This is a genomic window from Acinetobacter sp. YH1901134, from assembly GCF_013416965.1.
In the GTDB taxonomy this organism is placed as follows: domain Bacteria; phylum Pseudomonadota; class Gammaproteobacteria; order Pseudomonadales; family Moraxellaceae; genus Acinetobacter; species Acinetobacter amyesii.
In genome coordinates, this window is record NZ_VPEW01000004.1 from 275,688 (window position 1) to 298,852 (window position 23,165).

Genomic DNA, 23,165 nt, shown 5'->3' on the forward strand with positions numbered 1-23,165 from the left:
GACTTAATTCACATATTCATATTTAAATATCAACTATGATTCTTATATAAAATATTCATAGGATAATTTATATGAAATCAATTTTTGACTTTATTTCTAAAAAATCCCTATCGATAACGCTATTTGAAAGTGCGAGTGCAGGTTATTTAGCATATAGAATTTCACAAGATAAAAACTCTGGAATACTTCTGGATGGTTCTATTGTTAGTTATGACTTACTATTCAAGAAGCGTATTTTAAATATAAAACAATCACTTATAGATAAATATACTGCTGAATCCCCAGAAGTAACCAATCAAATGATTATAAATGGGAAAAAATTATTTAAATCAGATATTTATATATCTTGCACTGGACTTTTAAAGCGCGGAGGATCCGAAAACAAAAAGAAACCTGTAGGTACTTTTTTCTATTGCATTTACTTCAAGAAAAAATTTTATAATTTCAAAATTTTAACTAAAGGTAAGCCTATCAAAAAATTAAAAATACTATATAAAGCTCTATGCAAGTCACTCACTAAAATATTAAAAAATTATTATTGTTAGTTTCATGTAATTAAAAAAGGACTATTTATGTATATAAAACAGCCCCAAAGTTTTACTTTTAAACAAATTGAAACTTAATAAAGATTATGTAACATCTTTAATAATCATATTAGCAATATTCATGTTAATAATAAATGATCTACTGTAATTGAGTAGATTATCTAATTAATCTTTAAAGGAACAGTATTATGTCTAATTATAACCAAGATCAAAATAATGATATTCGCTTACAGCACCAACGTGGCGATACTCAAAAACCTCAAAACCAACAAAATCAGCAGTCTGATCAACAGCGCCAGCAGAATGGTCAGCAACAGCAGCAGCAACCCCAACATCAACAAAATCAACAATCTGATCAACAACGTCAGCAGAATGATCAGCAACAACAGCAGCAACCCCAACATCAACAAAACCAACAATCTGATCAGCAGCGCCAGCAGAATGGTCAACAACAGCAGCAACCCCAACATCAACAAAATCAGCAGTCTGATCAACAGCGTCAGCAGAATGGTCAGCAACAGCAGCAACCCCAACGCCAACAAAATCAGCAATCTGATCAACAGCGTCAGCAGAATGATCAGCAAGACCAATAGTCAAAGTAACAACATTAATTTTTATTTGCAGAAGTAGCTCAGGGATCTCTACTTTTGCAATTTATTAAATAATTTATCGGAGTTATTACTATGAACGACCATCAAAATGAACATCCAATACATCATGACTGGCGCACGGATTACTCCAATAGACCGTACTATGGAGATCTGCAACGCGAAGTGCCAGATATAGATTATGACCGTGATCTAAGGTCAGCTTATGAGCTTGGAGAGAGGGAACGTCATTTATACGGTGAAAATGCGCGTTTCGAAGATTCTGAGCCGGATTTACAAACCAAATGGGAAGAGTTTAAAGCAGATTCTCGCTTGAAATGGGAACATGCTAAGCATGCGATTAAGGATGCTTGGGATAAAATTTAACCCTGTATGTATGTAAAACTAGAATTAATAAATTGTATCAAATATGGACTTCATAAAAATAATTCTGCATGACACCTCTTTTAACTTTGCATTGGAAATTATTTTCCGATGCATCATTATGTTTATCTTAATTATTATTTTTTTAAGATTTTCAGGTAAAAGAGGTGTTAGGCAACTTTCAGTATTTGAGTTAGCTATTATTTTAAGTTTGGGATCTGCAGCAGGCGACCCCATGTTTAATGATGATATCCCCATCATTCAAGCACTCATTGTATTTGCAGTCATTATTCTTCTCTATAGATTAACTACATACCTCATCATGAAATCAGATTCATTTGAAACCATGTTAGAAGGTAGGCCAATGTATATCGTCAAAGATGGCTTATTGATTGTTGAAGATATCAAACAGGAAAAGTATTCATATGACGAATTTTTTGCTGAGTTAAGGCAAAACAAAATAGAACACTTAGGGCAAGTCAAATCAGCCTTACTTGAAACAGATGGGTGTCTAAGTGTAATCCCTTATGCCAAGGATAATATTAAATGGGGACTACCAATTTTTCCTGATCACTACCAAAAAGCACAGCGTTTTGATTCCAAAAAATACTATTCGTGCATGCTGTGTGGTCAAACACAATTTATTAGTTCTCTAAATGCTCAGTGCCCCCGCTGCAAATGTGACCGCTGGGCTGAATCTGCTTTTTATTGTGAAAGTAGCTCCAATCAACCATCAGATTGAACATAAAGTAGACAATTTTTTACTTTAATTTTGCCAAGCATCTTTATTGTCTATATTAGCTTTATGCAATAGCAAAACCTTATCTAGCACATGTACTAAATAACATCAGACAAAGGGATGTAGCTCATGAAAAAATCAAATAATCCTAAAATTGATCAGTTTGAAAAAGAGGCATATGTAGACCCTAAAGGTAAAACACTGACCTCATCTTTGGGTGTACCTGTAGCTGACAATCAAAACAGTTTAAAAATAAATCAGACTGGTTCTACTCTGTTAGAAGATTTTCTCTTACGAGATAAGTTAATTCACTTTGACCGTGAACGTATCCCTGAGCGTGTTGTGCATGCTCGTGGTGTTGGAGCGCATGGTTATTTTGAAGCTTATGAAGGCAACGAAAAATGGACTAAGGCTAAATTTTTGACTAATACTCAAAATCCAACACCAATCTTTGTCAGAATTTCTACAGTACAAGGCGGACGCGGCTCAGCTGATGTAGTCCGTGATGTACGCGGATTTTCCATCAAATTTTATACCGAAGATGGAAACTACGATTTAGTCGGTAATAACATTCCTGTATTTTTTATTCAGGACGCAATCAAGTTCCCTGACTTTGTTCATGCTGTAAAGCCTGAAGATCCGAACGAAGTTCCTACGGGGCAATCTGCACATGATACCTTTTGGGATTTTATTTCTTTAAATACCGAAGCCTCTCACATGACAACTTGGGTGATGTCAGATCGTGCTATCCCGAGAAATTTACGATCGATTCAAGGTTTTGGTGTACATACCTTCAGATTAATCAATAAAGAAAATCAGGCGCATTTGGTTAAATTCCACTGGACACCGAAACAAGGTGTAGCCCAAGTCGTTTGGGATGAGGCCTTAAAGCTTAATGGTAAAGATCCCGACTTCCATCGCCGCGATCTATTGGATGCCATTGAACGTGGAAATTATCCTGAGTGGGAATTAGGGGCACAGATCTTTACTGAAGAAGAAGCGGCTCAATGGGACTTTGATGTTTTAGATGCTACAAAGCTGGTACCTGAAGAGCTTGTACCTATTACTCCACTAGGTAAATTTACTCTAAATCGAAATACAGATGATTTCTTCGCTGAAACAGAGCAAGTTGCTTTCAGTCCAGCCAATATTGTTTCAGGAATTGATTTTAGTAATGATCCTTTATTACAAGGTCGTCTGTTCAGCTATACAGATACCCATTTGCACCGTTTAGGTACTGCAAACTTTAATCAAATTCCAATTAATAAACCGGTCTGCCCTTTCCATACCAATCGACGTGGCGGCTATGCAAACCATGAAGTCTATAAAGGTAAAGCGAATTATGAGCCTAACTCTGTAGATGAAAATTGGCCTAGAGAATCTAATAATGATCCGCATGCATTTCGAACCCATCCTGAACAAATCCAAGGCAGCAAGTTAAGAATCCGACCAGAAAGCTTCGCAGATCATTTCTCGCAAGCGACCATGCATTACCAAAGTCTTGCTAAGCACGAACAGCAACATATAAAGGATGCCTATGCATTTGAACTTTCAAAAGTGAAAGCTGTTGAAATTAGGGAACGGGTCGTAAATGAGGTGCTTGCAAATATTGACTTGGATTTAGCGAAATTTGTTGCAAATGAATTAGGGTTAGCTGCTCCGACTAAGCAAAATAAATCGGTTAAGAAAGCTGCCGTTGCTAAATCTGATCACTTAAGTACATTGGCATACCCTGCATCTAATATTAAGCAACGTAAAATTGCACTGCTGGTACACAACGGTGCTAATGCTTCTTCTATCGATGCAATCAAGACTTGGGGCGAATCAGAAAGCGCTGTAGTTGAAGTTTTAGCCCCTAATGCCGCGCCGGTGAAATCTAACGATGGTAAAGAAATTGCAGTTGATGGACGTCAGAATGGCGAACCTTCGGTTACCTACGATGCTGTCGTTGTTATTGATGGTGATAATCTAGATGAATTCCTGAATGATGGTGTAGCTAAACATTATGTATTGGAAACATTTAAGCATCTTAAACCTATAGTTTTATTGGGTGATAAAGAGGCTTTAATTAAAGAGCTTAATCTGACTCAAGATGCTGCGCTTTTCACTTCACAAAGTTTCAAAGATGTCAGTGATCAATTTAAAACAGCGATACAGAATCACCGATATTGGGATCGTGAAGATAAAGTTGCTTCTATACCGGCTTAATTTAACCAAGAATAAAAAACCGCCCTTCTGGGCGGTTTTTTTTATTTATTGGCTCTTGGTTCGAACTAGATTTAAAAAATGCAGATGTCGTTCGTATTGATCAATGACATCTTGTAAAATATCTTCTTGCGTCCATTCGATAATGTCATAATTTTGACCACCTTCCCTCAAAAACACTTCAGCTTGATAATCTTGCGTAATTTCTGCTGAATCAATCATAAAGCTTGGTGTATTTTTTTCTTGGACAACCACTTGGTAGATAAAGTTAATCTCATCTTGATGGTTTACACGTAGCTGCAAGCCATCATCTATCGTGTTTACTGTCACATCTAAATGACGACGCTTAAACTCTTTCTGTAGATTTAAAAATGCCTGGCTTACCGTTTTTTCAATATAATCTTCAACTTCTTTCCGTGTATGCGGATAATGCATAATCAATCCTAAACGTTGCTGCCAACTTCTCGGATTATGTATTGCTCTAGGCGTGATACGCGCATCCTGTAATGCTTGCATCTTGGTTGCATCTAAATGTAGAGCCTTGACTAAGCCCCAGCAAATTAAAAGCATTACGAAGGTGAATGGTAATGCACTCAACATTGTTGCAGATTGCAAAGCACCTAAACCTCCAGCGAACAACAAAACAATCGCAAGCACTGCCATTATAGTTGTCCAAAACAATCGTTGCCAGGTCGGAGAATTTTCCGATTTTGCTGTTAAATAGTCTGTAACTAAAGCCCCAGAGTCTGCCGATGTCACAAAAAACAACATGACCAGAATGGTCGCTACAAAACTCATTACGCCTGAGAATGGCAAGGTCCCTAAATATTCAAATAACGCAACGGATGAATCTCGTTGCACTGCAGAAATCAGCGAGGTGTTCGCTTCGTTTAAAATACTATAGAGTGCAGCATTCCCCATGACTCCCATCCAGATCAGCGTGAAGCCTGTTGGAATAAGTAAAACACCTACAATAAACTCACGAATAGTACGGCCTTCAGACACACGGGCAATGAACATACCTACAAATGGTGACCATGAAATCCACCATGCCCAGTACATAATGGTCCAACCACCGATCCAACCATCAGACTGGTAGGCATATAAATTAAAGGTCATATTGAACAAATTTGAAATGTATTGCCCCGTGTTTTGGATAGTCGTTTGCAATATAAAAATGCTTGAACTAGCAAAAAATACAAATAGCAACAGCACTAAAGCTAAGCCCAGATTAATCTCTGATAATCGTTTAATACCCTTGTCTAAGCCTATAAATACAGATAAAGATGCCATAGCTGTAACAATGACAATTAAAATAAGCTGCGTCGTCGTTGAATATTCAATTCCGAATAAATAATTTAAGCCAGAGTTAATTTGGGTTACACCAAAACCTAATGTCGTTGCGACACCAAATACTGTACCGATGGTCGCAAAAGTATCCACACCATCTCCAATTGGACCATAAATTTTCTTTCCAATGAGCGGGTATAAAGCAGAGCGAATTTTTAGTGGTAGATTATGTCTATATGCAAAGTAAGCTAACGCCAAGCCAACAATTGTGTAAATTGCCCAAGCATGAAGTCCCCAATGGAAGAATGTTACGCGCATAGCTTGCTGCGCTGATTGAATTGTTTCAGGTTCACCAGTTGGAGGTGAAACATAGTGCATCACTGGTTCCGCGACGCCGAAGAACATTAAGCCAATGCCCATACCAGCTGTAAATAGCATGGCGAACCAGGAGCTATTACTATATTTTGGCTGACTATGATCTAAACCAAGTTTAATTTTACCCATATTTGAACAGGCAATATAAATAAGCACTATTAGAAAAATGGCTACAGATAGCACATAGAACCAACTGAATGAGTTTGTAACCCATTGATTCAGTTGTTTAGTTATTAAATCAAAAGCATTGGGAGCTAAAAATACAATGGCAATAAAAATGCCAATAATAACAACTGTGCTAATAAACACATTTGGATTCACATTGGAATACCATGACGGTTTCAATGAAGACATACCTTCCCTATTCCGTTTTATTTGTAAGACAGATCTAAATTGATCAAAGAGATATCCGCTATTTGCGGAAGAAACAGGCTTGTATTGAAAAGTGCTGGCATTTTCATTTTCGTTTGAAAATTTAAGGCTGACTCATTCAAAGCCATTGCTTAGAGTTTGATCATGTTATCATATTTTTAGATATATAATCCAATATTAAGTAGTAAAGCAAATTAAGACCATTACTAAACTATTTATTTCGTCAATTAATTTTCTTATTCAATACTCTCTTGAAGTGCTTTAGAAGTAAGTGAGTTCTTAGAAAGTAATTATAATTTTGCTTAATGTAAGCATTTTTTCACTTAGTTTTTGGGCTTATATAAGTAATATTATTTATCTGTTAAAAATGGTAGTAAAAGGATTAATAAAACTTGAAAAGTTAAACAATGATTAAAGATCAAATACTTAATACATAAAAAAACAAAATGACCCTAAAAGCAATTTATAGTAATTAATTCACTTTCAAATTAAAGTAGGCTTATAACATGAATTCAAAAACCCGTAAGCTCCTTTTAGCTGGTGGTGCAGTACTTATAGCTGGTTCAATGCTCTCAACTGCAAATGCAAACACTACGGAAGTCCAAGCGGTATCAAAGGTAGATTTAAATAAATATCTTGGTACATGGCATGAAATTGCACGTAAGCCACTATATTTCCAAAATAAATGTGATTATAACGTCACAGCTAAATATTCTTTAAATGAAAATGGTAACGTCAAAGTTGATAACAGTTGTTATAGCGCAGACGGTAAACTCAACCAATCAATGGGTGAAGCTTATGTTCAGAACGCTCCTGCTAACTCGAAACTTAAAGTAAGCTTTTTACCAAAAGCAATTCGTTGGTTGCCAGTAGGACGTGGTGATTATTGGATTCTAAAAATTGATGATGACTATCAAACTGCACTAGTTGGGTCACCAAATAAAAAATACCTTTGGGTACTCAGCAGAACTGCTAACCCTGACCAGGCCACAGTTGATGAATACTTAGATTATGCAAAATCCATCGGTTTTGATTTATCAGATCTAATTAAGACTAAACATAAATAAGCTTTAAAAGCCCACTTATTGAGGGCTTTTTAATTTAATGATCCATTATTTGTATTAAATTTAAATATAAGTGCTTAGAACAATATATGCTTTCTGCGCTAGGCAAAGGCTCTTTTCCTAAACTGATTACAAATAAATTTATCTTTCTAATAATTGACCAATTTCTAAATTTGAATATCCACGATCTTTGAAAATTAAAACAATTGCTTGCTTATACACATCAGAATCAGAAGATTTATATTTATTAATAAGTTGCAGCTCTGAATTAAGCTGGAGATCATTTTTTATAGTCAATACTTCCGTAGAGACTTTGTTAAAAATCTTTAAGTTAAACATACAGGCACTCGTTATCCGCGTTATAGCGGCCCGACTACAACAAATACCTGCCTTAGCTTAGCTAGACACCCTTGGCCGAAAGGATTACAAATTAAGATAATATTTGCAAGTTTTCGTATTTCCAAGAGATAAAAAGTATCCAAAAAAACTATAAAAAGGTCGTAAAACGCCCAAATCAAAACTTATTTCTAAATAATACAATGTAATTTATCTGGCCAAGAACGTAAGAACATAAGACCCTTTGTATCCCTTCTATTTCAATCCCTGATATCAGCGTCTATTTACGATAGGCTGAATGCTCACTCACATTGAAATAGGAAAATATTCTAATGACTACTATTAATGTTGAAAATATTAAGAGCCATGCAGATGTAATTGCTTCATGTGGGACTAAAGTTGGTGAAGTAGACCACTTGCAAGGTTCAGATCAAATTAAACTGACTAAACATGGTGACGGCCATCACCACTTAATTCCAGTTTCATGGGTTGGTGAAATTACAGACAATAAAATTGTACTGACTAAAGACTCTCAAGAAGTTAAAGATACTTGGGTTGAAGCTTAAAACCTCTATTCTATAAAAAAACCCTCTTAGTGAGGGTTTTTTTATATCTGGTGAAATCATTCGAGTAAGTTAGTCTTTATCTAATGTGTGAGGTGTTGTCGTCTCTTCATTTTCATTACTGTCTTTTTGCTGGCAACCTACCAGCCCAATTACTAGTACTACGCTTATAATTGCTAACGCTTTCATACTTAGGCCTATATATTTGCTAAACCTCTACACTAACAAAGTATGACGGTTACTGTGTAAATTTATGAAAATCATTGATGAGATAAATAATAAGAAAGTCTTTAAATAAAGTTTTTCATATATTAATGATTGTCTAGATTATGAAGTTATCCCTACATTCAAATAATTATCTTTCACCCAGGCCAATAATTCTTGTGCTGCTGCAAGACGTATGGCGTCTTTTTCCTCGGCCTGATCAATCAGATCTGAAGGTGGGAATGGTCTAAAGTATTCCATAAGTTTAGCTCCTATTATTGAGCGTGACTTAATCCTGCTCTAGCTTTGACGATGATTTTTTGAATTTCTTCCCGTCGTTGTTTCTTCTTTTCATGGTAAATCCACACAGAAGAAATCAACACACTTATAATTAGTCCGCCAATCAGTACTTGTAGTCTTGTAAAGGCCATTTTTTATTGCTCTTATCATGTAGTTTTCATTTAATTAAATTAAGCATTTAAATATTAAAACTTAATGGCAATTAATGACAAAAACCCGTCAATTATTGACGGGTCAAGACATGACATGTCATTACATGTTTAGTAAATATTTTTTTAGAGAATTTGGATATTGCTGGCTTGCTTGCCTTTCTTGCCATTTGTAATTTCAAACATTACACGCTGACCTTCCTCTAGTACTTTATAGCCATCGATTCGTACTTCACTATAGTGTGCAAATAATTCTTCACCAGTATCGGAAGCAATAAATCCAAAACCTTTTGTACCGTTGAACCACTTCACTGTACCGTTTGTTAAATTAGACATTCATATTTCCTTTAAGTAATTATCAGTTTAGAAATTGCTGTAAATATTGATTAATTAACAAGCATATTCAATATAACCAATAATCCTTAAATATGAGGATACAACTGTTAGATCTATGTGAATCAAGTTCTTGTTTTATTTTGCAATTACGCACAAAAGTGATAAATTTCTCTCATATTAAGGTAATAATCAGATATAGATTGTAATATTCGATCATTCACATTTTCCATAAATTGAATGAAAAAAGCCCCACATATACATGTGGGGCTTCACCCAATTCATTTGCGCTGATATGAGCCAGTAAATTATAAAGCACTTTAATCAAAATATGTATTCAAAATATATCTTTAAAGCTAATTAATATAAAATTCAACTGCGTGTATGCCCATTTTAAAAATTTATCTTTATCATGAAAGTTTGGTACATTGATTAAGTGAATAAAACTCACTGCTCCAAATTTACCCGCAATCTTTTTAGGATCAACAATTTCAAAATCATTGTCATTACCTAAATTAAGTTCTTTGAAAAACTCCAGAACCTTGTTATGCAAACCTTGCTGTGAATGTTCAGTTCGCTCTATCAGAAAATCATAAATCTGGCTTAAAACATGTAATTCAAAATTTTTATTCATGACTTTCTTCTCATAATTGTTAAGGTTGAAATCCCAAACTAACGGTTATTATGAGAAAATTAAAGTAATCTAACATCCTGAAACAATATGCTTTGAAATATCTAATTTAAGATAACTCATGTTTTTTTTAAGCTTTTAGCCAGGCCTTTGCCCGCCCCATATTGATATCTGCAATTTCAAATCTGTGAAATCGACAACCCATTTTTTCAGCATGGTCATATAGATCAACACTTTAGGCTTTTGTTGCAAATTTGCCTTTACGACCACCAGAACATGTTGCGATTTCAATTTGCATTTGATGTTCAAGGAGGTGTAAAAGTAAAAACGCCAATGCTTCGTAATATTGAAATGAAAGTACTCCTCATACTTCATTTTCATTCGGTCTAATATTTATTTTAGTCGCTCGAGTGCTTCTCAGTATTTTTCACTGGCTTTAGGTAATGGTCTGGAGCGTGGTTTATTCTTAGGAGGTATCCTTTTTGGTTAGGTTTTTTATATGCATTAGGTTCCATATTTCACTCACGAAAAACCTCCCGGAGGAGGTTTATTCAACTAGATATAACAATTAAAATAATTTAAATATTTTCCCAGTTTTATTACTGTAAAAATGCATATCAAAGCTAGGCTTAATTATCTCATCATCAATATTTAAATATCGGACGCAATCACCATAACTATTTGGCTCATCAGAGGATTTTTCGCACATAGCTTCAAGTGTATAAACAGCGCCATGTTGATCAACCACATCTAACATTACTTTGTTTAGTAAAGTATCCATGTATTATCCATCAATCCCAATGATTTCACTCGCTTGGAAACCACGTTGACCTTTTGATACGCTAAATTGTACACGCTGACCTTCAGCAAGTGATTTGAAACCACCTGAAATGATTTGAGAAAAATGAGCAAAAACTTCTTCGCCGTTATCAGCCGCGATGAAACCGAAGCCTTTAGTATCGTTAAACCACTTAACAGTGCCTGTAGTTAAATTTGACATAATATTTCCTTTAATAATATTTAATATAGAGTTCTTGAAAAAATTAAGAAAATAAATAATTAATTTATAAATAATTTAATTAAAAAATTTTAGCTCTAAGTTGTTCAGGTTTAAGAGTGAGAGTTTAAAAATACAATTTATATAGTTTATTTAGTTCAGTATAAAAAGATTTACCATCAATATTTAAAGTTAACTTTTGTCCTGATTCCAAGACAACTTGTTTAGCAACTTCAACTAAGATTTTACCATTCAAATTGCTTTGAATTTTTTTTAACGGAATAATCTTCACTCGAATTTCATCACCGTTAGTTGCTGAAGCAGTAGTCCAGCCGTTAGATATGTTCATTTATTGACTCATATAATGAGCTTTTGTAAACAGAATAGTATTAAAAATAAAACCAACTTTAATTTTGGAGATTGTTCACTTAAGAAAAATTTAAACTTATGATATTTACAGTAGCTGTGAAATTTAAGAAAAGATATAAAAATTAAATCATTATCTTAAAAATATGATTTAAGGAAAACCCACGGATAGCTGCAGGCTTCCCTTGATCGGCATGATGCGAATTCATGCTATGCGTTAACTGTTCGAATTTGATGCTTGAACATCAGAATGGAGGGAATACGCAATTCCGTTAACAACTCAAACACTACCGTTCCGCTTACGGATTCGATCAAACACACTATATCAGATATACTAATATTCACCTAACATTATTTCAATTTTATTTATATTTGTGATTTTTATATTCTCTTCCTGCTAGCTATCCAATATTTGTGTGATAATCATTGCAATACTTTATGTAAATTTCTAAGTCGTGTTTTGCCTGTACTTTGTCTGTCATATAGTCACCAAAAAAATCCCGCTACTTCCTAGCGGAATTTTCTGAAACTTTAAATTATTTTGAGTCGTTATTTCTTTACTTTTAAACAACTCTGACAAAAAAAATTAAATTTCCATCAAAGCACTTTCGTGTAACCATCTCACTATGTATACTAATCATACATTTTATAAGTTGTAACATTTTAATGGCCCTTGATATATTAAATTAATTATTTAAATTTAATAACATAAATATTATTTAACCAATCGTTTCATTTCACTTAACCTTATTTCCGTGTTCTGTTTATGAACCACAAAACAGACAACGATTAAACTACATAGAAATATTGTAATAAGTATTTTGAAGCTTTTACGCATATGGAGAAACCTCAAAAATTTTTTACGGCCAAACTATCGTGTATATTAACTGCGTTTAGCACCCCAACACAGTTGCCTTACATAACTGTGATATTGCTAGCTTGTCGGCCTTTTTTCCTTGAGTAATTTCGAATTGTACACGTTGCCCTTCTTTCAGTACTTTATATCCACTCATATTTATTTTACTGTAGTGTGCAAATAAATCTTCACCACTATCAGATTGTATAAATCCAAATCCCTTACTTTCATTGAACCATTTCACTATACCGCTGGTATTGTTAGTCATTTTTTATTCCTAATGTTTGAGTTTGTTATTTCATACTCTTTAGTAATACTTAGTAAGTTATTTAGTTAGTTTAGTTGCTCATAAGCCCATTTTAAGAACTTATCCTTTTCTCGAAATAAGGGTACTAATCTAAGATTGATTTTAGATATGCTCCCAAATTTTCCATAAAGGATATTTGGCTCCGTTTGTATGACGTCCGATTGATCTCCTTGAGAAAGTTTTTTGAAAAACTCCATAGCTTGGTTATAGGGTGTTAATTTTTCGAATCCTTCCCGTTCGACTATAAAATCATTGATCTGCCTTAAAACATGATGATCATATAGATTGGGCATTTTGATTGCTCGATTTAGAATTGTTGTTCTATAAATCTAACTAAATTGTATAAATTTAAAAAGTGCGAAATAGTTCAAAAAATAAAAATTAATGTAAATTAAACATATTAATTTTATCCATTTTAAATATCTAGCTAAACCATTGTTAAGTTTAATTAAAACACATAACCTGAAAGTCTTAAAAGTTATTTTTGTTACAATTTTAAAAAATTAAAGTTTTTATATCGTTAAAGGCTTTGTTGCACAAACCTACCGGTAAGGTCTTATTCCGCAATATAATTCCTAGATGAACAAACCTACGTCCAAAATCTTTCGTACGTGGCGCTTCTTCTTTCATAACATCTTGCATAGAAAAACTTTGCTATTGTTTTGGCTTTACCCATACACAAATGAATTAAAACTATCAGCTCTATTTTAAATTTATTCAAAAATTTATATCAATATTTTTGATAAAAAAATTAATTATATAGTTTTATTTACTAAGCTTTTTATTTAAAGCCAAAGATGTGGGTAACCAACTTAGATCAGTTTGGATTAATAAAATAGAAATACACAACTAAGCAAACTAGCGAAATCGTTGAAATTAAAAGATAAGTACCCGTTGTATTGAAGCTTTTTAGAAATTTAAATAAGTCCATCATTTCTTCCCCCCATGAAAAAACAGATAAATTATACTAAATAATATTTGGGGGATTAAATAGCTGTTGGTTGAATAGCTAAATCGATATGATCAAGTGATCATTAAAAATATATATCTCCTTTAAATCTAGATTAATCTATAGTTTGAGTCTATCAAATACAAAAATACAGCTCCTAACTCAATGAGAACTGTATTTTTAATACTAAAAATTGATCGAAATTAAACGGCAAGTACTTTCACAATAATGGTTTGCATGTCTTCATTTTCTTCCGCCAAATAAACACGCTTTAACTCTTTACTTTTCACTTTGAATTGATGATTTTGATACTGAATTACAGCCGGAATTTGATCAAAATACAGGCTATCTGCGTCTAATTCTTCTTGAAAAAGTGGCGTGCCCAATTGATAGTCTAGGCTTTTTAATACTACATATTTAACAGTCGTTTTCATTGAAATAAACCTACTTTTGTTACGCTCTTTATTTTAAGTTTTAACATCGTTTTCCTTCCGAAGAAACCTTTATTTCATATTTTCGTACAGCTTCTAAACAATCACGCTATTTTTGTGAATTCATCAACATCCACAGTGCCAACTTAGACTTTTAGTGAAATTACAGGCGAGCGGAATCAATGCTAAAATTTTAAGAATACTAATGATCATTCACCATTCTACTTTGGGGTAAGCACATGCTTAAACTGTGTTGCGATGCTTTAGAACAAAAATCCATGACTATCGCGTTTATCGAGAGTGCGAGCTCTGGTTATTTATGTAGCCAATTTTCAATTTATAAGAATAGTGGTGCAGATATCTTGTTAGGTGGTCTTGTCAGCTATGATCCATCGATCAAGCGTGAAATTTTAAAAGTAGATCCTCTACTAATAGAAAAATTTACGGCCGAATCCGCAGAAGTGACTCAAGCGATGGCTGAGCAAGGACAACAACTATTTTTTCATGCGGACTTCGTGGTGGCCTGCACCGGATTACTCAAACCCGGTGGCAGTGCAACAGTAGAAAAACCCGAAGGAACATTTTATATTTCAATCTTACATGATGGTCGTATCTATAATTATCATTATTTTATTTTGGGTACGGCTTTAGAACGCTTAGATCAGTTAACTGAAAATGTTGCTCACAGTGTATTAGACATCGTAAATGCAGAATAAAACATACATAATCTTCATATTTAAATATCATTTTGCATCGCATACTGTATTGAGGAATTTACTTATCAGGACAAGAAAATGCAGCTACGTCATTTCAATGCATTCGCAATTAGCACCCTACTGTCCTGCTCTGCTTTCGCGACGGTAGGCGGCCCTCAAACCATTGAGGTTTTAGGTTTTGATAAAAAAGACCAAAAAATCTATTTAATGCGTCATTTTGAAGATGGTCGTGGTCGTTTACCGCAATTATATTATTATCAATTAGATAGCAAAAAACCGACGCAATTAATTACAGTGAAGTCTTTGTATATTAATCCAAAGACAAAACGGATTGATTACGATCAAGACAGCACCCAGTTTGATAAAGAAATCGCGAAAATAAAAAAACGTATAGTCAAATTAACACCAGTAAATAACAATAATGCTCGAATACAGTTATTAACAACCATGAATGGCACTGCAAAATCATGGTATGACCCGAATGAAACCATTGATAAATGGACCTATCAATATCGTGTTAAAAATTCGCAGTATAAAAGCGCTGTACAAAAGGCTGAGACCTATAAAGAAGGTTTAAAAATCTCTAAAACTTATCGTGTAATGCAAAAGCCCTTTTATTTAGTGACTGTTAAATATCTAGGGATTCCATTTGAAACAGGATATAGCGTTGAAGATCCAGTTTTATTAACCAAATAGATTGTTAAATTAAATAACAAATAATAAAAAAGCCTCTTTTGAGGCTTTTTTATTACACTTAAAATTATGCTGCAGAACGCTCTGCAATTGGCACAACTTTACGTAATTCCGGACCTGTATAGTCCGCACTTGGGCGAATAATACGATTGTCCGCACGCTGCTCCATTACATGTGCAGCCCAACCTGTTACACGTGACATTACAAAGATTGGCGTGAACAACTTGGTTGCAATATCCATGAAATGATATGCAGATGCATGGAAGAAATCAGCATTACAGAATAATTTCTTCTCACGCCACATCACTTCTTCACAGCGCACTGATACAGGATAAAGTACAGTATCACCGACGTCTTTTGCTAGGCGTTCAGACCATTTCTTGATAATGCCATTACGTGGATCGTTATCTTTGTAAATCGCATGACCAAAGCCCATGATCTTTTCTTTACGCTCAAGTTTGCCCAACATTTCACGCTCAGCTTCTTCTGGAGACGTCCAGTTTTCAATCATTTCCATTGCAGCTTCGTTTGCACCGCCATGTAATGGACCACGAAGTGAACCAATTGCACCTGTAATACAAGAATGCATATCAGACAATGTTGATGCACATACACGCGCTGTGAATGTAGAGGCATTAAATTCATGCTCTGCATATAGAATCAGTGACACGTTCATCACTTGCTCATGCAATTCATTTGGTTTTTCACCACGCAGTAAATGTAGGAATTGTGCGCCGATTGAATCATCATCAGTGTTTTCTTCTACACGTACGCCATCATGGCTGAAACGGTACCAATAGCAGATGATTGCCGGTAGTGTTGCCAAAATACGGTCTGCAACATCTTGTTGCTCTTCAAACGATTTTTCAGTTTCTAAATTTCCAAGCATTGAAACGCCTGTACGCATCACATCCATTGGGTGCGAGTCAGCAGGAATGCGTTCTAACACCTCTTTCAACGCCTGCGGTAATTGACGCAATGATTTGAGTTTGGCTTTGTATGCTGCAAGCTGTTCTGTTGTTGGTAATTCACCAAAGAAAATCAGGTACGCGACTTCTTCAAACTGACAGTTTTCTGCCAAGTCTTGAACGTCATAACCACGATAGGTTAAGCCCGCACCACTTTTGCCTACAGTTGACAATGCAGTTTTACCAGCTACTTGTCCGCGCAGTCCTGCGCCCGTGAGTACTTTTCCTTCAGCCATTTTTTATTTTCCTTCAGTGAACAATTTATCTAAGGTGTTTTCAAAAGTGTGATAATCGAGGAATTGATAGAGTTCTTTTCGTTGTTGCATTTTATCCAGTACATTGACTTGTGTACCTTCATTGCGGATCGCATGCATTACTTCGAGTGCCGCTTTTTGCATTGCACGTGTTGGTGATAATGGGTAAAGCACCATTGCAATACCCTGCTCGCCTAGTTCTTCTTTGGTGTAGTAAGGGGTATCACCAAACTCTGTAATGTTTGCCAGTACAGGGACACCGACTGCATCGCAGACAGTTTTGTACATGGTAATATCAGTCATTGCTTCAGCAAAGATCGCATCAGCACCGGCTTCTACACATGCACATGCACGGTCAATCACTGCTTGCAGACCTTCTTTCTGCAAAGCATCTGTACGTGCCATCACCACAAAGTTTGAATCAGTTTTTGCATCGACAGCCGCTTTAATACGGTCAACCATTTCCTGCTGCGTCACAATTTCTTTGTTCGGACGGTGTCCACAGCGTTTTTGCGCGACTTGGTCTTCGATATGAACCGCTGCTGCACCCGCAGCAATCATTTGTTTCACAGTACGAGCAATGTTAAATGCACCGCCCCAACCTGTATCGATATCGACGAGTAATGGCGTATCTACACGTTCAGTAATACGACGAACATCTTCCAAAACATTGTCTAAACTGGTCATGCCTAAGTCAGGTAAACCATATGAATAGTTCGCCACACCTGCACCAGATAAATATATGGCTTTATAGCCAACTTCTTTTGCCATCATTGCTGCATAGGCATTTACTGTGCCAATGATTTGTAATGGTTTTTCGATTTCCAATGCTTGTCTAAATCTTAAGCCTGCAGACGTTTGTTGTGTCATATTCCTTTCCACGGCATTTACTTTAATTTTCGAAGTTTGAGTATATCCATATTTTTTTCCAACTCTATGGCTTTGTAGAATATTAACTCTAAAACTTTAGTCAAATATTTCACTTGTCACCTATCTGTTGTTATTCTTTAGTCAAAGATCCGTTATTTATGAGCAAAGCAGAAAAGTACTGAATTTTTTGCTATAATTATCATCAAATCAGCTCTTTTTTTGTTAAATATTATCACTTTATGCAAGATTTAATACACATTGAACCTTTAACGCATGACCAGCCACAAACGCGGCGCGGACATGAACGATGTGTTGCGCTTTTAGAAAGTGCTACGGAGCTTTTTTTAAAACATGGGTTTGATGCAGTTTCATTAGATGACATCGTGAATCATGCGGGTGGTTCAAAAGCGTCAATCTATAAATATTTTGGTAATAAAGACGGGTTATTTAAGGCTATTTGTGACTATCGTCGCTGCTTATTTTTCAAAGATATTTGCCTACCATTTACAGTCAGCCCTGACACCGATATTCGTGCTTATCTCATCAATACTTTAAGTGACTTTCATCAGCATATTGTGATGCCTGAAAATGCGGCATTTATGCGGTTAGTCTTAGAACAAACAGGACGTAATCCTGAAATAGCACGTTATATTCATGAGCAAGGCCCAAAACAAATTCAGAACACCGTTGCAGAAATTTTAAATCAAGCGCATCAACACGGTTTGCTGTATTGTGAAAACCCGTTGTTTTCGGCTCAATTTTATTTTGGAATTTTGCGTAATTTAGAATGGCGCGTTCTCATGGGCATCACCATTGATGAAAATGATCAAGAAACCATCAATTACATCAGTTATTGCGTCGATCGTTTCCTAGACGGTCACCAAAAGCGCTAGATTTTTTGCAATTTACCTCTCTTATAGTATATTAATCGATTCCTTTTTCTCTAACCAACCAACAACTAATTGTTGTTTTGTTTTTTGATTCAGCAATTATTGTGGAGTAACAATGGCTCTACGTCACTTTCTAACTTTACGCGATTTATCGACTTTAGAACTTAATCAAATTGTACAGCGCGGTATCGAACTCAAGCGCAAACAGCATAACAATGAAGTTTTCCAACCTTTCGTTGGTAAAGTTATGGGCATGATTTTTGAGAAATCGAGCACCCGTACACGTGTATCGTTTGAAGCAGGAATGAGCCAATTTGGTGGTAGCGCAATTTTCCTTTCATCTCGCGACTCTCAATTAGGTCGTGGTGAGCCAGTGGAAGATTCTGCACGTGTGATTTCAAGCATGCTTGATATTGTGATGATTCGTACTTTTGGTCATGACATTGTTGAACGTTTTGCTTCTTATTCAAAAGTTCCTGTAATCAATGCATTAACAGATGATCACCACCCTTGCCAATTACTTGCCGATGTTCAAACATTTGTTGAACACCGTGGTTCTATTGAAGGTAAAACGGTTGCTTGGATTGGTGATGGCAACAATATGTGTAACTCATATATTGAAGCTGCTCATATGTGGGGCTTTAAATTAAAAATCGCTGCACCTAAGGGCTATGAACCTAAAGCAGAATTTTTATCTGAATTTGCACACTGTGTGGAACTTGTTGATTCTGCCGAAGATGCTGCAGTTAATGCAGATTTAATCGTTACAGATGTTTGGGCAAGTATGGGCCAAGAAGAAGAGCAAAAAATTCGTGAAAAAGCGTTTGCTGATTATCAAGTGAATGAACGCCTGATGGATCTTGCTCACGCTGACTGCCTATTTATGCACTGCTTACCTGCGCATCGTGGCGAAGAAATTTCTGAAAATATGCTTGACCACAAAAATGCTGTGGTTTGGGATGAAGCTGAAAATCGCTTACATGCACAAAAAGCACTTGTTGAATTCTTAATTAACGAAAATCTTAAAAAAGACTAAGGTTTTACTTAGATAAAAAAGCACCTTCGGGTGCTTTTTTTGTTTTTGCATGCTTTAATAAAACCATAACTTTTATAAGTGATTAAGATTATGCGTTTAAAAAATATTTGCTTATTGGCTCTTGGATTGAGCTTATCTACTTTTAGCTTTGCTGGTGAACCAAGTGAATTAGATCAATACTTGGTGAAAAATCAGATTTTAGATAGCAATTTTAAAATTAAAAATAAAACAGGTTTAAACGAAATACTGGCTGCCATTAGTGATGAAGATTCACGCACTCTTCCCTATCAAGTTGATCAGAATATGTTGATGGAAAAAATGGAAATTGAAGCGGATAAGATTGAAATTGATGGTATTATCACCATCCCTGATTTTGCGCAATTTGAACAATCAGTCGGTGAACATAAGGTGAAGCAACTCATCAAGCATAATTCACTCCAAAACTGTGAATTACTATTCGAGCATCAATTTCAACGTGTTAATCCATATAAAATTGAAATGGATCTAAGCTCGGGTAGCAATCAATACGAAATTATCATTAAAAATACAGAGTGCAAATTTAAATAAATATCTAATTTCTTACAGCTCTTGGTTTAACTTTTGCATTGTTTAACTTAACGAATTAAACCTTGAGGCTGTAATACAATCACAGCTGCACCCACCAACACAATGACGCCACCCAACATATCCCAACGTGTTAGAACTACGTGATCGACAAAACGCAACCACAGCAATGCAGAGAAAATGTAGATTCCGCCATAGGCTGCATAGATACGACCCGAAGCTGCTGGATGCAACGTCAACAACCAAACAAATGTAGCCAATGCAAGCGCTGTTGGAATCCACAACCACTGCGATTTTTGCTGATTTAAAATCAAATATGGGAAGTAACAGCCTAAAATTTCCATCAGTGCTGTCAGTGCAAATAAACCAAATGTGGTCAGCACTTTTGTAAATGATATGTCCATCATTGAAAAATCCAAATCTAGTGTCGAATAAATATAAAAAACCCGTGCAAGCACGGGTTTTTGTTAAATAAATTGCTTAAGCAGGTTCAGCGGTTTGGTCTTCAAACACTTCGAGTTTTAAGCCCACAGCTTTGCCATTTTCTTTCTTCACTGAAACAGCAACATTGCCGCCATGTTCCGCAAGTTCACCAAACAAAATCATTTCAGCAAGCGGTTTTTTCAAATGCTCTTGGATTAAACGCTGCATTGGACGCGCGCCCATCAAGCGATCATATCCTTGCTCGGCCATCCATTCGCGTGCATCTTGATCAACTTCAAGAACCACTTTCTTATCATCTAACTGTGCCTGAAGCTCTGTTAAGAACTTATCAACCACACTTTCAATAACGGTTGTTGGCAATGCTTTAAATTGAATGACACCATCTAAACGGTTACGGAACTCTGGAGAGAAGGCTTTTTTCATCGCGTCTTGGTTATCATTACTGTTATCTTGATCCATGAAACCAATGCTCACACGTGAAATTGATTCTGCACCAATATTGGTAGTCAGCACTAACACGACGTTACGGAAGTCAGACTTACGACCATTGTTATCCGTTAATGAACCATGATCCATAATTTGAAGTAACAAATTAAAGACATCTGGATGTGCTTTCTCAATTTCGTCTAGTAAAAGTACGCAATGCGGATTTTTATGAATCGCGTCGGTCAACAAACCACCTTGATCAAAACCAACATAACCCGGAGGCGCACCAATTAAACGAGATACTGCATGACGTTCCATGTATTCCGACATATCGAAACGTACAAGTTCAACGCCTAATAATTTCGCCAATTGCTTAGTGACTTCAGTTTTACCCACACCTGTAGGACCCGCAAAGACAAAATTACCCACTGGCTTATCTGGTGCTTTAAGACCTGCACGAGATAATTTAATCGCAGATGCAAGCGCTTCAATCGCTTCATCCTGACCAAACACCACACGTTTCAGATCACGCTCAAGATTTTCAAGAACGCTCTTGTCATCTTTAGACACAGTTTTCGGTGGAATACGGGCAATTTTCGAAACGATATCTTCAATGTTTTCAACTGAAATGACCGTATCATCTTGCTCAGCTTTTAAACGACGCTGCGCACCAGCTTCATCAATCACATCAATGGCTTTATCAGGTAAGAAACGATCATTGATAAATTTCGCTGATAGTTCAACCGCAGAAACCAACGCTTGATCTTCGTATTTCACATGATGGAATTCTTCAAATTTACCTTTTAAACCGCGAAGAATATCAATTGTTTCTGAAATAGATGGTTCATTGACATCAATTTTTTGGAAACGACGAGATAATGCATGATCTTTTTCAAAGACTTGACGGTATTCTTGGAAAGTCGTTGAACCGATACAACGTAAAGTACCATTCGCCAAAGCTGGTTTGATGAGGTTCGATGCATCCATCGTGCTGCCCATACTTGAGCCTGCACCGATGATCATATGAATTTCATCAATAAATAAAATAGCTTCGGGCTTTTTCTTCAATGCATTTAACAGTTGTTTTAAACGCTTTTCAAAATCACCACGGTATTTAGTTCCTGCAACTAAAGCACCAATGTCTAAACTAAATACTTCTGCATTTTCAAGCGGTTTAGGAGCTTTGCCATTTACAATGAGCCAAGCCAAACCTTCAGCAATCGAAGTTTTACCTACACCCGGATCACCCACCAAAAGTGGGTTATTTTTACGGCGACGGCATAGAATTTGAGCTGTACGTTCAATCTCTTTTTCACGACCAATCAGTGGATCTGTTTTGCCTTTTTGAGCTTCAACATTCAGATTGGTCGTATATAGCTCTAATGGGCCAGAATTTGAAGACGTGGTGTTTTCACCATCGAGCTCTTCAATTTCCTCTTCAGCTTGGACTTCATCTTTACGTGTGCCATGAGACAAGTACTGCGTTAATGTCAAACGGTTGATTTGATGGCGTTTAAGTAAATACACTGCAAATGAATCACGCTCTGAATACATCGCAACTAAAATGTCTGCACCTTCTACAGTGCGGTCATTACCACTCGATTGCACATGGAAAATTGCACGCTGCAAAATACGATCAAAACTTTCTGTAGGATGTGGCGCTTGATCGCTTTTTTCGCCAAGCTTAGGGGTATGTTGTTCTACGTATTCTTCAAGTTCTTTGCGAAGTACAATAATGTCTGCGCCACATGCTTTCAATGCATTAACAGCGGAATCATTATCCAGTAAAGCCAATAATAAATGTTCTACCGTCAAAAATTCATGTCTCTTTTGACGAGCCATGCTGACAGCCAAACGTAGTGATACTTCTAATTGACGACTGAGCATGTAATCCCCTTATTAATCTTTTGGCTCAATCTGACAAAGTAATGGATGACTTTGCGACCGAGCGTAATTATTGACCTGATTTGCTTTAGTCTCTGCGATGTCTCGCGGATAAACCCCTGCAACACCCTTTCCTTCATAATGTACAGTTAGCATTACTTGAGTGGCTTGGTCAAGATTCAAAGCAAAGTATTGTTGTAAAATTTCAATTACAAAGTCCATTGGGGTGTAATCATCGTTCATTAAAACGACAGCATACATAGGAGGACGCTTTAACTCAGGTGGCGCAGTCAATACTTGAATGTCTGAATCACCATCATCCTGCGTACCTTGGCTGAGAGTCGGGTTTAGATGCCAGTCCACTAAACCAGATTGGTAAAATGAATTTTTAATGTCAGATAAACACGTTTGACGCTTATTGGTTCGCATAGGATTTA

At 35.9% G+C, this 23,165-nt stretch carries 26 protein-coding genes and 1 pseudogene; 12 read left to right on the top strand and 15 right to left on the bottom strand.

Going from position 1 to position 23,165, the window contains the following annotated elements:
• Positions 1-71: 71 nt before the first annotated feature.
• The 5 genes from FTV50_RS05165 (at position 72) to FTV50_RS05185 (ending at position 4,463) form a co-directional block, all read left to right on the top strand.
• Complete coding sequence (locus FTV50_RS05165) at positions 72-545, top strand: CinA family protein (RefSeq protein WP_180023743.1); 474 nt, start codon at positions 72-74, stop codon at positions 543-545.
• A 188-nt stretch (positions 546-733) separates the two neighbouring features.
• A complete protein-coding gene (locus FTV50_RS05170; RefSeq protein ID WP_180023744.1) occupies positions 734-1,138 on the top strand; it encodes a hypothetical protein in 405 nt (134 codons plus the stop codon).
• A gap of 84 nt (positions 1,139-1,222) precedes the next feature.
• Positions 1,223-1,519 (top strand): hypothetical protein, encoded by a 297-nt coding sequence (locus FTV50_RS05175; RefSeq protein ID WP_078193446.1) that lies wholly within the window; start codon positions 1,223-1,225, stop codon positions 1,517-1,519.
• Between the two features lie 43 nt (positions 1,520-1,562).
• Positions 1,563-2,258 (top strand): DUF421 domain-containing protein, encoded by a 696-nt coding sequence (locus tag FTV50_RS05180; protein ID WP_078193447.1) that lies wholly within the window; start codon positions 1,563-1,565, stop codon positions 2,256-2,258.
• A 126-nt stretch (positions 2,259-2,384) separates the two neighbouring features.
• Positions 2,385-4,463 (top strand): catalase, encoded by a 2,079-nt coding sequence (locus FTV50_RS05185; RefSeq protein WP_180023745.1) that lies wholly within the window; start codon positions 2,385-2,387, stop codon positions 4,461-4,463.
• Positions 4,464-4,508: 45 nt separating this feature from the next.
• Here FTV50_RS05185 and FTV50_RS05190 read toward each other — a convergent pair whose 3' ends face one another.
• Positions 4,509-6,479, bottom strand: coding sequence for a choline BCCT transporter BetT (locus FTV50_RS05190; protein ID WP_180023746.1), 1,971 nt, complete (start codon positions 6,477-6,479; stop codon positions 4,509-4,511).
• Between the two features lie 524 nt (positions 6,480-7,003).
• Here FTV50_RS05190 and FTV50_RS05195 point away from each other — a divergent pair.
• Positions 7,004-7,564, top strand: a complete 561-nt coding sequence (locus tag FTV50_RS05195; RefSeq protein ID WP_180023747.1) for a lipocalin family protein — start codon at positions 7,004-7,006, stop codon at positions 7,562-7,564.
• Between the two features lie 138 nt (positions 7,565-7,702).
• On the opposite strand, the gene FTV50_RS05200 is transcribed toward FTV50_RS05195, so the two are convergent.
• Positions 7,703-7,900, bottom strand: a complete 198-nt coding sequence (locus FTV50_RS05200; RefSeq protein ID WP_111883685.1) for a hypothetical protein — start codon at positions 7,898-7,900, stop codon at positions 7,703-7,705.
• A 329-nt stretch (positions 7,901-8,229) separates the two neighbouring features.
• Here FTV50_RS05200 and FTV50_RS05205 point away from each other — a divergent pair, with 329 nt between their 5' ends.
• Positions 8,230-8,463: a DUF2171 domain-containing protein gene (locus FTV50_RS05205; RefSeq protein ID WP_078190806.1), complete on the top strand. Its 234-nt coding sequence runs from the start codon at positions 8,230-8,232 to the stop codon at positions 8,461-8,463.
• A 324-nt stretch (positions 8,464-8,787) separates the two neighbouring features.
• On the opposite strand, the gene FTV50_RS05210 is transcribed toward FTV50_RS05205, so the two are convergent.
• The 8 genes and pseudogenes from FTV50_RS05210 to FTV50_RS05245 form a co-directional block, all read right to left on the bottom strand.
• Positions 8,788-8,925: a hypothetical protein gene (locus FTV50_RS05210; RefSeq protein ID WP_180023748.1), complete on the bottom strand. Its 138-nt coding sequence runs from the start codon at positions 8,923-8,925 to the stop codon at positions 8,788-8,790.
• Positions 8,926-9,239: 314 nt separating this feature from the next.
• Positions 9,240-9,449 carry a cold-shock protein gene (locus FTV50_RS05215; RefSeq protein WP_111883687.1) on the bottom strand — a complete coding sequence of 70 codons (210 nt, stop codon included), beginning with the start codon at positions 9,447-9,449 and terminating at the stop codon, positions 9,240-9,242.
• A 334-nt stretch (positions 9,450-9,783) separates the two neighbouring features.
• Positions 9,784-10,080 (bottom strand): hypothetical protein, encoded by a 297-nt coding sequence (locus tag FTV50_RS05220; RefSeq protein WP_180023749.1) that lies wholly within the window; start codon positions 10,078-10,080, stop codon positions 9,784-9,786.
• A 565-nt stretch (positions 10,081-10,645) separates the two neighbouring features.
• Positions 10,646-10,858: a hypothetical protein gene (locus FTV50_RS05225; protein ID WP_180023750.1), complete on the bottom strand. Its 213-nt coding sequence runs from the start codon at positions 10,856-10,858 to the stop codon at positions 10,646-10,648.
• Positions 10,859-10,861: 3 nt separating this feature from the next.
• The gene (locus FTV50_RS05230; protein ID WP_180023751.1) at positions 10,862-11,077 is read right to left on the bottom strand and encodes a cold-shock protein; all 216 of its coding nucleotides are present in this window, start codon (positions 11,075-11,077) and stop codon (positions 10,862-10,864) included.
• 124 nt (positions 11,078-11,201) lie between these two features.
• Positions 11,202-11,423, bottom strand: a complete 222-nt coding sequence (locus FTV50_RS05235; RefSeq protein ID WP_180023752.1) for a transposase — start codon at positions 11,421-11,423, stop codon at positions 11,202-11,204.
• Positions 11,424-12,355: 932 nt separating this feature from the next.
• Positions 12,356-12,564: pseudogene (locus FTV50_RS05240) on the bottom strand (cold-shock protein).
• Positions 12,565-13,755: 1,191 nt separating this feature from the next.
• Entirely contained in the window at positions 13,756-13,986 is a 231-nt protein-coding gene (locus tag FTV50_RS05245) for a hypothetical protein (protein ID WP_078190858.1), read from the bottom strand.
• Positions 13,987-14,222: 236 nt separating this feature from the next.
• On the opposite strand from FTV50_RS05245, the gene FTV50_RS05250 reads away from it, so the two are divergent.
• Together FTV50_RS05250 and FTV50_RS05255 are read left to right on the top strand one after the other, a co-directional pair.
• The gene (locus FTV50_RS05250; RefSeq protein ID WP_180023754.1) at positions 14,223-14,699 is read left to right on the top strand and encodes a CinA family protein; all 477 of its coding nucleotides are present in this window, start codon (positions 14,223-14,225) and stop codon (positions 14,697-14,699) included.
• Between the two features lie 78 nt (positions 14,700-14,777).
• Positions 14,778-15,395, top strand: a complete 618-nt coding sequence (locus FTV50_RS05255) for an aminotransferase (protein ID WP_180023755.1) — start codon at positions 14,778-14,780, stop codon at positions 15,393-15,395.
• Between the two features lie 64 nt (positions 15,396-15,459).
• Here FTV50_RS05255 and prpC read toward each other — a convergent pair whose 3' ends face one another.
• A complete protein-coding gene (prpC, locus tag FTV50_RS05260) occupies positions 15,460-16,596 on the bottom strand; it encodes a 2-methylcitrate synthase (protein ID WP_111883699.1) in 1,137 nt (378 codons plus the stop codon).
• 3 nt (positions 16,597-16,599) lie between these two features.
• Complete coding sequence (gene prpB, locus FTV50_RS05265; RefSeq protein ID WP_180023756.1) at positions 16,600-17,484, bottom strand: methylisocitrate lyase; 885 nt, start codon at positions 17,482-17,484, stop codon at positions 16,600-16,602.
• A gap of 239 nt (positions 17,485-17,723) precedes the next feature.
• Between prpB and FTV50_RS05270 the strand changes: the two genes are divergently transcribed.
• The 3 genes from FTV50_RS05270 to FTV50_RS05280 all read left to right on the top strand — a co-directional run bounded on the left by FTV50_RS05270 (position 17,724) and on the right by FTV50_RS05280 (position 19,977).
• Positions 17,724-18,377, top strand: a complete 654-nt coding sequence (locus tag FTV50_RS05270) for a TetR/AcrR family transcriptional regulator (RefSeq protein WP_180023757.1) — start codon at positions 17,724-17,726, stop codon at positions 18,375-18,377.
• 112 nt (positions 18,378-18,489) lie between these two features.
• Complete coding sequence (gene argF, locus FTV50_RS05275; protein ID WP_078193464.1) at positions 18,490-19,410, top strand: ornithine carbamoyltransferase; 921 nt, start codon at positions 18,490-18,492, stop codon at positions 19,408-19,410.
• A gap of 90 nt (positions 19,411-19,500) precedes the next feature.
• A complete protein-coding gene (locus tag FTV50_RS05280; protein WP_111883704.1) occupies positions 19,501-19,977 on the top strand; it encodes a hypothetical protein in 477 nt (158 codons plus the stop codon).
• A 47-nt stretch (positions 19,978-20,024) separates the two neighbouring features.
• Here the strand turns inward: FTV50_RS05280 and FTV50_RS05285 are convergent, their stop codons facing one another.
• The 3 genes from FTV50_RS05285 to clpS form a co-directional block, all read right to left on the bottom strand.
• Positions 20,025-20,378, bottom strand: a complete 354-nt coding sequence (locus FTV50_RS05285) for a YnfA family protein (RefSeq protein WP_180023992.1) — start codon at positions 20,376-20,378, stop codon at positions 20,025-20,027.
• 76 nt (positions 20,379-20,454) lie between these two features.
• Positions 20,455-22,731 (bottom strand): ATP-dependent Clp protease ATP-binding subunit ClpA, encoded by a 2,277-nt coding sequence (gene clpA, locus FTV50_RS05290; protein WP_180023758.1) that lies wholly within the window; start codon positions 22,729-22,731, stop codon positions 20,455-20,457.
• Between the two features lie 12 nt (positions 22,732-22,743).
• The gene (gene clpS / locus FTV50_RS05295) at positions 22,744-23,157 is read right to left on the bottom strand and encodes an ATP-dependent Clp protease adapter ClpS (RefSeq protein ID WP_078188641.1); all 414 of its coding nucleotides are present in this window, start codon (positions 23,155-23,157) and stop codon (positions 22,744-22,746) included.
• Positions 23,158-23,165 lie beyond the last annotated feature (8 nt).